Consider the following 12,595-nt stretch of genomic DNA (forward strand, 5'->3'; position numbering starts at 1 on the left):
CCACGTCGTACCGCCATGGGATCGCAAAGATCACCGTGGTGCTGAACGCCTTCGGGGCCGGCCCCGTATGGAGAGCAGGGCGCTCGACGACCGGAGGGCCCCGCGGTGTCGACACCGCGCGTTCGGGGTTTCGGGAGCCATGGATGAGGCACGCACGACGACGGGTCGTCCGGCGGGGGACACAGCTGGCGGCGGTCGGCGGACTCCTTCTGGGAGGCGCGATGGTCACGACGGCCATGGCGAGCGAGACTCCCGGCGCGTCCGCCGTCCCGTTCAGCTCCGCCGCCAAGGCCGGTGACACCGGCGCCGCGCTGGTGGCCAAGCTCGGTGCGGCCCGTACGGCGGGCAGTTGGATCGGCGCCGACGGCAAGCCGGTGGTCGCGGTGACCGACGAGCAGGCCGCGGCGATGGTGAAGCAGGCGGGCGCCGAGGCCAAGATGGTGTCGCACAGCATGAACGAGTTGAAGGCGGCCACCGCCACGCTGCGTGCGGCGCCTCGCGTGGCCGGTACCGCGTGGGCGGTGGACTACCGGACCAACCGGGTGATGGTGGAGGCCGACAGCACGGTCTCCGCCTCCGACTGGTCGGATCTGAGCCGGGTCGCCGCGGGCATCGGCAGTTTTGTGCAGATGCAGCGCTCGGAGGGCAAGTTCACCACCCGGCTCAACGGCGCGCAGCCGATCCTGTCGACGGGCGGCCGCTGTTCGGCGGGGTTCAACGTCACCAACGGGCAGACCGACTTCATCCTCACCGCCGGTCACTGCGGTCCAGCCAACACCGTCTGGTTCGACGACGACCAGGGCAACCAGCAGCTGGGCACCACGATCAACACACAGTTCCCGGGCAGCGACTTCTCACTGATCCAGTACGCGAACGGGAAGGCCGGTGACAACGCCGACGTGGTCGCCATCGGCAACGGCCAGGGCGTGCGGATCACGGGGGCGGCCGATCCGACGGTGGGGCAGCGGGTGTTCCGCAGCGGCTCCACCAGCGGGCTGCACGACGGCACGGTGACCGCGCTCAACGCGACCGTCAACTATCCGGAGGGCACGGTCACCGGGCTCATCCAGACGAACGTGTGCGCCGAACCGGGCGACAGCGGCGGTCCGTTGTTCTCCGAGGGCATCGCACTGGGCATGACCTCGGGCGGCAGTGGTGACTGCACCACGGGCGGGGTGACGTTCTTCCAGCCGGTGACGCGGGCGATGGCGGCGCTGAACGTGCAGTTGATCGCGTCGACGCAGAACGCGACCGGGGGGCAGAGCGCCTCGCCGGCGCCCTCGACGCCTGCCACGCACAGTGCGATCGCGCCGAGCGCGGCGTCGCCGGGTTCGTCGACGCCGGTCGGCAACGCGGGCGACACCGGTCTGGTCGCCCGGCTCACGGACACCCGCAATGTCGGCCCGGGTCTGCTGGTGATCGGGGGCAGCCTGGTCGCCCTGGTCGCGACCCGCTACTTCCGCGCGGAGCAGGACCGTAAGGCTTACCAGCGCTATTACTCGGCTACTTGGGGCTGACGGCGGGGACCGGGGCTGCCGAAGGACCCACGGGCCTACGAGAAGGGCACCCGTCCCGACGGGTGCCCGGGACGGGCGGTCAGGCCGCCTGGTCCGGCTGGTGCGGGGACGCGGCCGCCCATTCGAGGACGAGCCGCCGGTATTCCTCGCGCTGCTCGGTGCTCAGTGTCCCGCCCGACCGGAGCCACAGGGCCCGGATCTCCTCGTTGACCTCGTCGGCCGATCGCTCGGTGACGGCTTCAACAGTGGTGGACATGGTGTGAAGCATATGCCGGTCGACGTGAAGGCACCGTGAGTAAGTGCGATCGAATACGAACATATCGGACCGTGTTACTCATCACGTCAATGAGTCAAGGGGACACGGGAGTTCGATGCCGTGCGGCGGCGGACAGCCGGGCGGAGACAGCGGTTCAGGCCCCGTCCCCACCGAGCACCAGCACCTGGATCGCCAGCACGGCCGCGCCGCGCGCCCAGTCGTGGAAGTCGGAGACCTTGGTCTCCAGCCGGATCGGCGCCGCGAGCGGATGGCGGTGGGCGCTGACGGTGTCCCGCACCGTGTCCCCGGCCACCTCCATCAGGCCGACCCCTTCCCCGGCGAGCAGGATCTTCTGCGGCATGACGAAGTTGGAGATCTGCGCGAGCAGGGTGCCCAGCGCCCGGCCGGCCTCGCCGATCACCCGTGCGGTCATCGGCTCGCCCTCCGCGGCGCGGGCGAGGATCTCCTCGTACGACGCGTCACGGCCGGTGGCGGCCCGGATCTGGTAGCGGATGCTGGGGATGGTGAGCAGCGACACGGCGCTGCCGCGTTCGCCCTGCGGGGTGAGCGGGCCCTGCGGGTCGATGATCCAGTGGCGGCCGAAGCCCCGGTCCTCCTCGGCGTACGGCACCCGCCTACCGCCGAGCACCAGCCCGTAGCCGATCCCGGCGCCGATGGTCAGGACGACGAAGCGGTCGAGTCCCCGGCCGGCACCGAACCAGGTCTCGGCCTCGACCAGGGCGGCCACGTCGTTCTCCACCACGACCCGCAGGCCTGTGCGCCGCCGTACCAACGCGGCCAGCGGGACGTCACGCCATCGCAGGTACGGCGACTCGCCGACCACCGCGTGCTCGCGCACGAACCCGCCGACACCGATGCCGATGCCCGCGACGGCGGGGTGCCCGGCGGCGAGCTCGGCGGTCATCATGGCCAGCAGGTCGGCGACCTGCTCGGGTTCGTGGCTGGTGAGGGGCCGGTCGAGGCGCGCGACGATATCGCTGCGGAGGGTGGTGACAACGCCGTACACCGCCTCGTCGGTGACCTTGAAGCCGAGAAAGGAGCGGGACTCGGCGACCACGTCCAGCGGCTGCGAGGGGCGGCCCTGGCGCGCCTCCGCGAGGGCGCCCGCCCAGGGAGCCTCGACGAGCAGTCCGGACTCGATGAGCGGCTTGGTGAGACGGGTGAGGCTGCCCTGGGAGAGGTTCAGCCGGTGGGCCAGCTCGGTGCGCGACAGCGGTCCGTGGACGAGCACCTCGATCGCCACGGAACGCTCCGCGGGGCTCAGCGGCAGCCAGTCGGACACGGCATCCCTTTTCTTCCGTAGCTGAAGTAACCCGTCCACCCTACTGTGCGACCGGCGCGCCGCAGAGGCGCTCTCCTGATGTCTCTTCTGCTTCCGTCCACCCCTTGACGACTAGATTCTTCCGAAGCAAAAGTAACCGCCATGACTTTCTCAATCGGCATCGTCGGCGCCGGCCAGTTCTCCGGCCAGTTCGCCACCCTGTTCCAGGCCCATCCCGGCGTCGGTGACGTGTACGTCACCGATCTGCTGCCCGAGCGGGCGGAGCAGCTCGCCGCCGCCCAGAAACTGGCGGGGACCTTCCCGTCGTACGAGGCGATGCTGGAGTCGGCGGACGTCGACGCGGTCGCGATCTTCACCCAGCGCTGGACGCACGGCCCGCTGGTCCTCGCGGGACTGAACGCCGGCAAGCACGTGTACTCGGCGGTCCCCATGGCGATCACCACCGAGGAGATCGCGGCGATCATCGACGCGGTCAAGGCGACCGGCCTGACGTACATGATGGGCGAGACCAGCCAGTACAACCCGGCGACAGTGCACGCCCGCAACCAGATAGCCGAGGGTGCCTTCGGGCGGCTGTTCTACGCCGAGGGCGACTACGTCCACGACATGGACCTGGGCTTCTACGACGCGTACCGCTACAGCGGCGGCGAGAACTGGAAGGCGACCGCCAGCTATCCCCCGCTGCTCTACCCGACGCACGCGGTGGGCGGGGTGCTCGGCGCCTGGCGGACGCACGCGGTGAGCGTGTCGGCGATCGGGGTGGTGGACGACCGAGGCGACGGTGTCTTCGACAAGGACGTCAGCCAGTTCGGCAACGACGTGTCCAACGCCACCGCGCTGTTCGAGGTCGCGGGCGGCGGGTCGTTCCGTACGAACGAGTTCCGGCGGGTGGGCTATCCGTCCCACATCCGTGAATCACGCTTCCGGTTCTTCGGGACCGAGGCCAGCATGGAGCAGCTGGCGACGGTCGCGCTGTGGCAGGACAAAAAGGGCGTGAAGGACATCAGCGAGCTCCTCGAGCCCAAGCCCACCATGTCGCCCGACGATCCCTCACTCCAGCACATCGCGCCGGAGCTGCGGGCGGCGTTCACCTCCGGGTCGGCGCCGGTGCACGACCGGGCGCGGCTGCCGCGGGAGTTCGACGCGCTGCACAACGGGCACGAGGGCAGCCACCACTTCCTGGTCGACGACTTCGTGACGGCCGTCAACACGCGCGCCCTGCCCTCGGTCAACGCATGGGTCGCCGCCCGCTACACCCTGCCGGGCATCATCGCGCACGAGTCCGCGCGGCAGGGCGGGGCCAGGCTGGAGATCCCGGACTTCGGGGACGCCCCGGAGAGCTGAGCCGGGGCGCGGCCGGGCCGGGTGCCGTCAGGTTCCCGGCTTGCGGCCGTACACGTAGACGTCGTCGCCGTTCTTCAGCAGGGACCAGTACTTCTTGGCTTCCGTCGTGGTCATGTTGACGCAGCCGTGCGAGCCCGGCGGGTTCCACATGCTGAGACCCACCGAGTGGAAGGCCTGGCCGCCGTCGAAGAACTGGCTGTAGGGCATCGGCACGTTGTAGACGGACGAGACGTGGTCGATGTCACGCCAGTAGATCTTCTTCAGACCGGTCCGGGTCTCGTACCCGTTACGGCCGGTACGGACCGGCACCGGGCCGTAGACCAGCTTGCTGCCGTCCTGGATCCAGCTCAGCTGGAGCGTGAGGTTGACGCAGGCGATGCGCCCCTTGTTGGTGGGGCACTTGCCGTCCTTGTTCGGCTTGTTGCCGACGGCCTTCTGCTTGTTCATCAGGTCCATCACGCCCCAGGTGACGGGCCCGGCGTAGCCGATGTCGGGCGTGATGCCGTGTTTGTCCTGAAAAGCCTTGATCGCCTTGCAGTCGGCGGCGGACTGCTTGCCGTCCACCGGCCGGCCGAGGAACTTCTCCACCTGCTTCTGGTACGGCCCCGCCTGCGTGGTGCAACTCGCGGCCTGCGCCGGGGCGGCGGTGAGGGCGAGCGTGAGCGGTGCCACGAGTCCGGTGACGCCGAGTACGACGGCACCTCGTCTGCGTATGTCCCCCATGTGAAGTCTGTCTCCTTCCTGTGTGCTGCTATCTCGTCGTCCTAGACCGGCCGATCGAGGGCATTGGTTGTAGCCCCGGCCAGGCTGTGACGAAACGGTTAACTTCGGCATCGGGGTCGGCCTGGGCTGCCGTCCATGCACCGCACCCTTGCCGACGAGCTGGCCGGTCTTGGCGAGCGGCCGGTGGCGAGATCGTCGAGCGCGACGTCGCCCTGGCCCGGTGCCTCGGCTCGGGCATCGACGCCCTCCCGGGCCTGCGGCTGCTGGCCCGGTCCGGCTCAACGTAGTCTGCTTCACCCTCGCCGAGAACCCCACCCAGGCGCGGGGGGACGCCCTGGCCCGGGCCCTCGCAGCGTCCGGGGGGACGTTCCTCACCCCGACGGTGTACGGCGGGGTGCCGGCGCTGCGGGCGGCGTTCGGCAACTGGCGGACCACCGAGGACGACACCCGGCGGGTGCTGGCGGCGGGCACGGCGGCGTCAGCCGCCCTGTGACGTGTGCCGGGCCTCCCGGTGCGGCCGCAGCGCCGCGTGGAAGCCGCTGTGGACGGCGGTGAGACCGCCGTCGACGCGGAGGGTGGTGCCGGTGATCCAGGCGGCGTCGCGGGAGGCGAGGAAGGCGACGGCCGCGGCGACGTCCTCCGACTCGCCGACCCGGCCGAGGGGGTAGAGGGGCAGCAGGGCGTCCAGTTCGTCCTCACGTCCCGCCCACGCCGAGGTGCGGACCGTGCCCGGCTCCACCAGGTTGACCCGGACCCCGCGTGCGGCCGCGTGCCCGGCGAGGGTGCGGGTCAGCGAGCCGAGGCCGGCCTTGGCGGCGCTGTAGGCGTGGTTGCCGAAGTCGGCCCCGGCGTTGACGGAGCCGACGCTGACGACGGCGCCCCGGCCGGAGGCGGCCAGGTGCGGAAGGGCGGCGCGGCAGCAGCGGTGGACGCCGGTGAGGGTGATGTCGAGGTCGAGGTCCCAGCCGTCGTCCGACTGGTCCTCGAAGAGGGGGACGTCCGGGGTGCAGTGCGCGGCGCAGTTCACCAGCACGTCGAGTCCGCCGAAGGCGCCGACGGCACGGTCGACGGCGGCCTCCACTGAGCCCCGGTCGGAAACGTCGCAGTCGAACGCCTCGACCGCCAGCCCCTGTTCGCGCAGCGCGGCAGCCGTCCGCTCCGCCTCGGGCAGGTCCCGGTCGGTCGCCAGTACCCGTGCGCCCTCCTCGGCCAGCCGCCGGGCGACGGCCGCGCCGATGCCGCGGGCCGCGCCCGTGACGAGAACCCCGTGTCCCGCGAAGCGATTGAGTCCGGTCATGGCAACGACCGTACGGGCGGAAGGATCAACAGGACAGATAGCGTGCGGGCATGTCCGCGTTCTTGCAGCAACTCCCGGCCCTCATAGGCGTCGTGATCGGCGCGCTCGGTTCGTATCTCGCCGTCGTGCGAGGTGATCAGGTCCGGTTCCGGCAGGAGCGGGCGGCGCGCTGGGAGGAGCGGCGGCTGGCGGTCTATGGCGACTACGCGCGAGCGCTGAAGAAATCGGTGAACCTCACCTACCGGGTCGCCGCCCACCTCGGCAACGACCCGCATCCGCATCCGCTCTCCCCGGCCGAGGCCGAGCCGCTGCTGGCCGCGGCCACCGACGGCCGCGATCCGGCCGGGGAGGCGCTGATCATGCTGGGCAGCCGGGACGTGGTGGAGCGAGCACGGGAGTGGGTGACCACGGTGATGGACATGGAACGGTTCATGCGCGGCGGGACGGTCGACCCGGACGCCTGGCAGGACCTGCTGGAGCGACAGCGGGCCTGCCGCGAGCGGTACTACACCGCCGTCCGCGAGGACCTGGCGCTGCCCCCGGGTCATCCGGCGCTCTGGCCGACCCGGCCGGTCTCCGACGGATGAGGGCGTGCCGGGTCAGCGGTAGCCGGTGACGTCCGCGGGCTTGCCCGCGTCCTGCACCTCCAGGAGGTACCGCCAGGCGTCCGGCCGGCTGCCGTCCAGGTCCGTGAACCCGTACTCCTGGGCGAGGCCGCCGCTGGAGAGGGACCGTCCGTTCCAGCGGGCCACGTCCGGGTCGGCGGCGAGTGCGGCGACGGCGCGGCCGACATAGCGCGGGGTCTCGGAGATGGCGAAGTGCGGGGTCCGGTCGAGCGCGTCCCGCCAGGTCTCCTCGGTGACGCCGTGATGGTCGAGCATGATCTCCGAGCGCAGCCAGCCGGGGGTGAGGGCGACCGCGGTGGCACCGCGCGGGCCGAGTTCGTGGCCCAGGGCGAAGCCCATGCGCAACACGGCCGTTTTGGCGAGGTCGTAGAAGAAGGAGACACGGTAGGCGTCGCGGTTGTAGTCGGCGGTGCCGTCGGTCACCTCGACGACCAGGCCGCCAGGCCGGCGCAGCACGAGCGGCAGGGCGAAGTGGCTGGTGATCGCATGTGTCTCGACGGCGAGCCGGAGCAGCCGCAGCCCGTTGTCGAGGTCGTGCTCCCATACCGGGCGGTCCCAGGCGAAGAGGTTCTCGGCGCCCCAGATGTCGTTCACCAGGACGTCCAGACGGTCCTGTTCGGCGGCGATCCGGTCGACGAGGGCCTGTACGGCGGAGGGTTCGAGGTGGTCGGTGGGTACGGCGATGCCCTGCCCTCCGGCCGCGGTGACCAGGTCGGCGGTGTCCTCGATGGTCTCCGGGCGGTCGTACTCGGAGCGGTGGGCGCGGGTGGAGCGTCCCGTCGCGTAGACGGTGGCGCCCGCCGCGCCCAGTTCCACGGCGATGCCGCGTCCGGCGCCGCGCGTCGCCCCCGCGACGAGCGCGACCCTTCCGTCTAGCGGTCCGGGCATGTCAGGCCTCCGATGCGTGATCTCTCGCTGTCTCCGTCGAGGATCGCGCGGAAGCCTGACATCTCCTGTCGCCTTTTCCTGGCGGATGCCGCACGTCACCCGGTGGGACGCAGCCGATCCTCCAGTTCGCGGTCGTCGGTCAGGAACCAGAGCTGACGGCCGCGGTTCGCCTCGTACACGAAGTCGCGCAACGCGGAACTGCCGGCGAGGTGCCGGGAGATGTCGCCGACGACGGCCAGCCGCAGCCGGTAGTTCGCGAACTTCTGCGCCACCGCGCCGGCGACCCCCGAGCGGAGCCGGAAGAACTCGTCCCCGACCCGTTCGGCCGGGACGGCGACCAGCTCCGCGTCCTGACCCATCGCGTCGCCGACGAGATCGAGCGCGGCGCTCTCACCGTCGAGCGCCGGCCCGTCGGGGGCACAGCGCAGGACGCGGGTGGTGTGCAGGGTCACGAGCGTGGCTGTGGAGGTCATGGGCGTGATGGTAGGGGCGCCCCGCGGTGGCGCGCCCCGGTTTTCCGGCCGACCGGGTCAGTGCCCTCGGGCGATCCATTCCTCCAGATGGGGCGCCTCCGCGCCGATGGTGGTCGAGTCGCCGTGTCCGGTCAGGACCTTCGTCTCCGGGGGGAGGGTGAGGAGCTTGTCCCGGATGGAGTCGACGATCGTCGGGAAGTGGGAGTACGACCGTCCGGTCGCGCCGGGGCCACCCTGGAAGAGGGTGTCCCCGGTGAACACCGTGGCCAGGCCGGGCTCGTAGAGGCAGACGGCGCCGGGCGCATGGCCGGGGGTGTGCAGCACGGTCAGGTCGGCGCCGGCCGCCTCGATGACCAGCCCGTCCGCCAGATGGTTGTCGGGATCGCGGTCGGGGTGGGTGAACCTCCACAGCGGCAGGTCGTCGGGGTGCAGCCAGATCTTGGCACCGGTGAGGTCCGCGAGGGCGGGCGCGGCGTCGATGTGATCGTTGTGGGCGTGGGTGCACACGATCGCCTTCAGCACGCGGTCCTCGACCGCCTCGGCGATGGCCCGGGCGTCGTGGGCGGCGTCGATGACGATCACCTCGCGTTCGTCCCCGATGATCCACACGTTGTTGTCGACGTCCCAGGTGCCGCCGTCGAGGGTGAACTGCCCGGAGGTGACGATGCGTTCGATGCGCGTGGTCATCACAGCACCACCACCGAACGCAGCACGTCACCCTGGTGCATCCGGTCGAACGCGTTCTCCACCTCGTCGAGTTGGATGGTCTCGGTGACGAAGGCGTCCAGGGGCAGCCGGCCCTGCAGATGCAGGTCGATCAGCATGGGGAAGTCCCGGGAGGGCAGGCAGTCGCCGTACCAGCTGGACTTGAGCGCGCCACCGCGGCCGAAGACGTCGAGGAGCGGCAGTTCGAGCTTCATCTCGGGGGTCGGCACGCCGACGAGAACGACCGTGCCCGCGAGGTCGCGGGCGTAGAAGGCCTGCCGGTAGGTCTCCGGGCGGCCGACCGCCTCGATCACGACGTCGGCACCGAAGCCGCCGGTCAGCTCGCGGATCGCCTCGACCGGGTCGCCCTCGCGCGAGTTGATCGTATGGGTGGCGCCCAGGGTGCGCGCCTTCTCCAGCTTCCGGTCGTCGATGTCGACGGCGATGATCTTCGCGGCGCCCGCAAGACGGGACCCGGCGACCGCCGCGTCACCTACCCCCCCGCAGCCGATCACGGCGACCGAGTCGCCCCGGCCGACACTGCCCGTGTTGATCGCGGCGCCGATGCCGGCCATCACCCCGCAGCCGAGCAGTCCGGCGACCGCAGGGGAGACGGCCGGATCGACCTTGGTGCACTGTCCGGCGGCGACCAGCGTCTTGTCGGCGAAGGCCCCGATACCGAGCGCCGGGGACAGTTCCTGTCCGGTCGAGGCGAGCGTCATCTTCTGCCGGGCGTTGTGTGTGTTGAAGCAGTACCAGGGACGGCCGCGCAGACAGGCCCGGCAGTTCCCGCACACCGCACGCCAGTTGAGGATCACGAAGTCCCCGGGCGCCAGGTCGGTGACCCCCTCGCCGACCGACTCCACCACACCGGCGGCCTCGTGGCCGAGCAGGAACGGGAACTCGTCGTTGATGCCGCCCTGTCTGTAGTGCAGGTCGGTGTGACAGACCCCGCAGGCCTGCACCTGTACGACGGCTTCGCCGGGCCCGGGGTCCGGCACCACGATCGTCTCGACCCGCACGGGCTCGTCCTTGCCCGGTGCGATCACGCCGCGTACTTCCTGCGCCATGGACCTGACCCCTTCGTCGCTCTGCTGACGTGCCTGTCTTCCGACCCTACGCGCGACCGATCGGTAACAGCACGGAGCACGTCGAGCCTTCCGGATCTTTCCGGCGTACGAACGGGTGCCGGTGGCCGACGGAGCCGTGCCCCCGGGACCGGGGCGGCCCGTCGTAGCCTTGGTGCGCCGCCCACCGCCCGGACGAGGAGCACCGTGACCACCGCAGAAGCAGTTTCACCGAGACGGACGAGGGACCGGACCGGTCCGTCCGCGTTCCGGCTGCTCCTCTCCTATGTACGGCCGCACCGCTGGGCCCTGGTGGCGGGTGCGGTGCTCTCGCTGGTGACGGGGGCGACCGGGCTGTTGCTGCCGCTGGTGGCGCGGGGGTTGATCGACGACCTGTCCCACGACCGTTCCATCACCGGGAAGCTGCTCGCGATGGCCGGTCTGGTGGTCACCAACACCGTGGTGGGCGCGCTGGGTTCGTATGTGCTGCGGCGAACCGCCGAGTCGGTGGTGCTCGGGGCACGGCGCACCCTGTCGTCGTACCTTCTGCGGCTGCGGATCACCGCCGTGGACCGCACCGAACCCGGTGATCTGATGGCGCGGATCACCTCGGACACCACCCTGTTGCGCGAGGTCACCACGGACTCGCTGGTCGCGCTCGGCACCGGCGGGCTCACCCTGGTCGCCACCGTGGTGATGATGGGCGTGGTCGACCCCGTGCTGCTGGGCGTAACGCTCGCGGTGATCGCCGGGGCCGGCATGGTGCTGGGCACGATCGTGCCGCGCATCAACCGGGCGAGCCGGCGGGCCCAGGACGCGGTCGGGGTGATGGGGGCCTCGCTGGAGCGGGTGCTGGGCGCGCTGCGTACCGTGAAGGCGTCGGGGGCCGAACCCCGCGAGGAACGTGCGCTGCACGAGGCCGCCGAGGAGTCCTGGCGGCAGAGCGTGCGGGCCGCCAAGTGGTCGGCCGCGGCGGGCAACACGGCGGGGCTGGCGATGCAGCTGGCGTTCATCACGGTCCTGGCGGTGGGCGGGGCGCGGGTGGCGACCGGCGCCATCGGCATCGGCACGCTGGTGGCGTTCCTGCTCTACGTCTTCTATCTGATGTCACCGATCCAGCAGGTCGTCGGCGCGGTCACCCAGTACCAGACCGGCGCCGGCGCGCTCGCCCGGATCCAGGAGGCGCTGCGGCTGCCGGCCGAACCCCCGTCCGAGCCGGCCGAGTTGCCGTCCGCCGGCGCCGAACCGGCCTCCGTCACCTTCACCGACGTACGTTTCCGCTACGCCGACGACCTGCCGTACGTCCACCACGGGGTCAGCTTCGCGATACCCGCGCGGGGCATGACGGCGTTCGTCGGCCCGTCCGGCGCCGGCAAGACCACCGTCTTCTCGCTGATCGAACGGTTCTACGACCCGGAGTCCGGCACCATCACCCTCGACGGCCGCCCTCTCACCGACTGGGAACTGGCACCGCTGCGTTCGGCCATCGGGTACGTCGAGCAGGACGCGCCCGTGCTGTCGGGGTCGCTGAGGGACAATCTGCTCCTCGGCAATCCCGAGGCGGACGAGGACGCGGTGACGCGGGTGCTGAAGACGACCCGGCTCGACGGTCTCATCGCGCGGCTGCCGCAGGGCCTGGAGACGCTGGTCGGGCACCGCGGGACCAAGCTGTCCGGCGGGGAGCGGCAACGGGTCGCGATCGCACGGGCGTTGCTGCGCCGGCCGCGGCTGCTGCTCCTGGACGAGGCGACCTCGCAGCTTGACGCGGTCAACGAGGCGGCTCTCAGGGACACGGTCGCCGACGTGGCACGGTCGACGACGGTGCTGGTCGTCGCACACCGGCTGTCCACGGTGACGATGGCCGACCGGATCGTGGTGATGGACGCGGGCCGGGTCCGCGCGGTGGGCACGCACCGGGAGCTGGTGGCGGCGGACCCGCTGTACACGGAACTGGCGGCGACACAGTTCCTGGCCTCCGAGCACTGAGCCCGCAGTAGGCCACTACGTACCGAGTACGACGAAGGGCCGCCCCCTTCCGGGACGGCCCTCGGGGTGTGGCCGGGGGTCAGTGCGCGATGCCCGGCACCAGTCCCATGGCGGGTGCGGCCAGGTCGGTGATCTGGTGCAGTTCGCCCAGCTTGTGGAGTCCCTGCAGCTGCTCCGAGACCTTGGGGATCTCGTCCTTGTACTCCGCCGGAATGTCACTGCGGGAGAGCGAGTCGAGGACGCCGAGCGCGGTGAGCTTCCCGGGGTCCTGCGCGCTCGCGTCGGCCGCGCTCGCCAGCGGGGCGGCGAGGCCGGTGACCCCGACGGCGAGGCCGACGGCGGCGACGATACGTCGTGTTGAGATCATGTCCTCAGCAACGGCCCGGGCGCGGGCCCGGACACGGGCAGCC

General features: G+C 71.1%; 13 protein-coding genes and 1 pseudogene. 5 read left to right on the top strand and 9 right to left on the bottom strand.

What is annotated here, in order from left to right; genetic code table 11:
* Positions 1-143 precede the first annotated feature (143 nt).
* Complete coding sequence (locus ABTY98_RS02975; RefSeq protein ID WP_352219088.1) at positions 144-1,517, top strand: S1 family peptidase; 1,374 nt, start codon at positions 144-146, stop codon at positions 1,515-1,517.
* Between the two features lie 79 nt (positions 1,518-1,596).
* Here ABTY98_RS02975 and ABTY98_RS02980 read toward each other — a convergent pair whose 3' ends face one another.
* Both ABTY98_RS02980 and ABTY98_RS02985 read right to left on the bottom strand, forming a co-directional pair.
* Positions 1,597-1,785, bottom strand: coding sequence for a hypothetical protein (locus ABTY98_RS02980; RefSeq protein ID WP_352219089.1), 189 nt, complete (start codon positions 1,783-1,785; stop codon positions 1,597-1,599).
* Positions 1,786-1,927: 142 nt separating this feature from the next.
* Positions 1,928-3,076: an ROK family protein gene (locus ABTY98_RS02985; RefSeq protein ID WP_352219090.1), complete on the bottom strand. Its 1,149-nt coding sequence runs from the start codon at positions 3,074-3,076 to the stop codon at positions 1,928-1,930.
* A gap of 141 nt (positions 3,077-3,217) precedes the next feature.
* On the opposite strand from ABTY98_RS02985, the gene ABTY98_RS02990 reads away from it, so the two are divergent.
* On the top strand, positions 3,218-4,420 hold the full coding sequence (locus tag ABTY98_RS02990; protein ID WP_352219091.1) for a Gfo/Idh/MocA family protein: 1,203 nt from the start codon (positions 3,218-3,220) through the stop codon (positions 4,418-4,420).
* Positions 4,421-4,447: 27 nt separating this feature from the next.
* On the opposite strand, the gene ABTY98_RS02995 is transcribed toward ABTY98_RS02990, so the two are convergent.
* Positions 4,448-5,143 carry a L,D-transpeptidase family protein gene (locus ABTY98_RS02995; RefSeq protein ID WP_352219092.1) on the bottom strand — a complete coding sequence of 232 codons (696 nt, stop codon included), beginning with the start codon at positions 5,141-5,143 and terminating at the stop codon, positions 4,448-4,450.
* 188 nt (positions 5,144-5,331) lie between these two features.
* Here ABTY98_RS02995 and ABTY98_RS03000 point away from each other — a divergent pair.
* Positions 5,332-5,636, top strand: a pseudogene (locus ABTY98_RS03000) (aspartate aminotransferase family protein); the annotation flags it as partial.
* Here the strand turns inward: ABTY98_RS03000 and ABTY98_RS03005 are convergent.
* Positions 5,622-6,440: an SDR family NAD(P)-dependent oxidoreductase gene (locus ABTY98_RS03005; protein ID WP_352219093.1), complete on the bottom strand. Its 819-nt coding sequence runs from the start codon at positions 6,438-6,440 to the stop codon at positions 5,622-5,624. The pseudogene ABTY98_RS03000 and the gene ABTY98_RS03005 overlap by 15 nt on opposite strands.
* Before the next feature lie 50 nt (positions 6,441-6,490).
* Here ABTY98_RS03005 and ABTY98_RS03010 point away from each other — a divergent pair, with 50 nt between their 5' ends.
* A complete protein-coding gene (locus ABTY98_RS03010; protein WP_352219094.1) occupies positions 6,491-7,027 on the top strand; it encodes a hypothetical protein in 537 nt (178 codons plus the stop codon).
* Positions 7,028-7,039: 12 nt separating this feature from the next.
* On the opposite strand, the gene ABTY98_RS03015 is transcribed toward ABTY98_RS03010, so the two are convergent.
* From ABTY98_RS03015 to ABTY98_RS03030, 4 genes are all read right to left on the bottom strand, one after another.
* Positions 7,040-7,954, bottom strand: a complete 915-nt coding sequence (locus ABTY98_RS03015; RefSeq protein ID WP_352219095.1) for an SDR family oxidoreductase — start codon at positions 7,952-7,954, stop codon at positions 7,040-7,042.
* A gap of 95 nt (positions 7,955-8,049) precedes the next feature.
* Entirely contained in the window at positions 8,050-8,427 is a 378-nt protein-coding gene (locus ABTY98_RS03020) for a DUF4180 domain-containing protein (RefSeq protein WP_352219096.1), read from the bottom strand.
* 57 nt (positions 8,428-8,484) lie between these two features.
* Positions 8,485-9,114 (bottom strand): MBL fold metallo-hydrolase, encoded by a 630-nt coding sequence (locus ABTY98_RS03025; RefSeq protein ID WP_352219097.1) that lies wholly within the window; start codon positions 9,112-9,114, stop codon positions 8,485-8,487.
* The gene (locus tag ABTY98_RS03030) at positions 9,114-10,202 is read right to left on the bottom strand and encodes an S-(hydroxymethyl)mycothiol dehydrogenase (protein WP_352219098.1); all 1,089 of its coding nucleotides are present in this window, start codon (positions 10,200-10,202) and stop codon (positions 9,114-9,116) included. Before ABTY98_RS03030 ends, ABTY98_RS03025 begins: the two co-directional genes overlap by 1 nt.
* 204 nt (positions 10,203-10,406) lie before the next feature.
* On the opposite strand from ABTY98_RS03030, the gene ABTY98_RS03035 reads away from it, so the two are divergent.
* A complete protein-coding gene (locus ABTY98_RS03035) occupies positions 10,407-12,185 on the top strand; it encodes an ABC transporter ATP-binding protein (protein WP_352219099.1) in 1,779 nt (592 codons plus the stop codon).
* A gap of 79 nt (positions 12,186-12,264) precedes the next feature.
* Here ABTY98_RS03035 and ABTY98_RS03040 read toward each other — a convergent pair whose 3' ends face one another.
* Positions 12,265-12,552, bottom strand: a complete 288-nt coding sequence (locus ABTY98_RS03040; protein WP_352219100.1) for a hypothetical protein — start codon at positions 12,550-12,552, stop codon at positions 12,265-12,267.
* Between the last annotated feature and the right edge of the window lie 43 nt (positions 12,553-12,595).

It is taken from the genome of Streptomyces sp. NPDC096040, from assembly GCF_040303265.1.
GTDB lineage: Bacteria > Actinomycetota > Actinomycetes > Streptomycetales > Streptomycetaceae > Streptomyces.

Excerpts from the sequence above, each read along its gene's own strand:
- ABTY98_RS02975 (WP_352219088.1), top strand. The coding sequence starts at position 144 with ATGAGGCACGCACGACGACGGGTCGTCCGGCGGGGGACACAGCTGGCG.
- ABTY98_RS02990 (WP_352219091.1), top strand. The coding sequence starts at position 3,218 with ATGACTTTCTCAATCGGCATCGTCGGCGCCGGCCAGTTCTCCGGCCAG.
- ABTY98_RS03020 (WP_352219096.1), bottom strand. The coding sequence starts at position 8,427 with ATGACCTCCACAGCCACGCTCGTGACCCTGCACACCACCCGCGTCCTG.
- ABTY98_RS03005 (WP_352219093.1), bottom strand. The coding sequence starts at position 6,440 with ATGACCGGACTCAATCGCTTCGCGGGACACGGGGTTCTCGTCACGGGC.
- ABTY98_RS03030 (WP_352219098.1), bottom strand. The coding sequence starts at position 10,202 with ATGGCGCAGGAAGTACGCGGCGTGATCGCACCGGGCAAGGACGAGCCC.
- ABTY98_RS02980 (WP_352219089.1), bottom strand. The coding sequence starts at position 1,785 with ATGCTTCACACCATGTCCACCACTGTTGAAGCCGTCACCGAGCGATCG.
- ABTY98_RS03025 (WP_352219097.1), bottom strand. The coding sequence starts at position 9,114 with ATGACCACGCGCATCGAACGCATCGTCACCTCCGGGCAGTTCACCCTC.
- ABTY98_RS03010 (WP_352219094.1), top strand. The coding sequence starts at position 6,491 with ATGTCCGCGTTCTTGCAGCAACTCCCGGCCCTCATAGGCGTCGTGATC.
- ABTY98_RS02995 (WP_352219092.1), bottom strand. The coding sequence starts at position 5,143 with ATGGGGGACATACGCAGACGAGGTGCCGTCGTACTCGGCGTCACCGGA.
- ABTY98_RS03040 (WP_352219100.1), bottom strand. The coding sequence starts at position 12,552 with ATGATCTCAACACGACGTATCGTCGCCGCCGTCGGCCTCGCCGTCGGG.
- ABTY98_RS03015 (WP_352219095.1), bottom strand. The coding sequence starts at position 7,954 with ATGCCCGGACCGCTAGACGGAAGGGTCGCGCTCGTCGCGGGGGCGACG.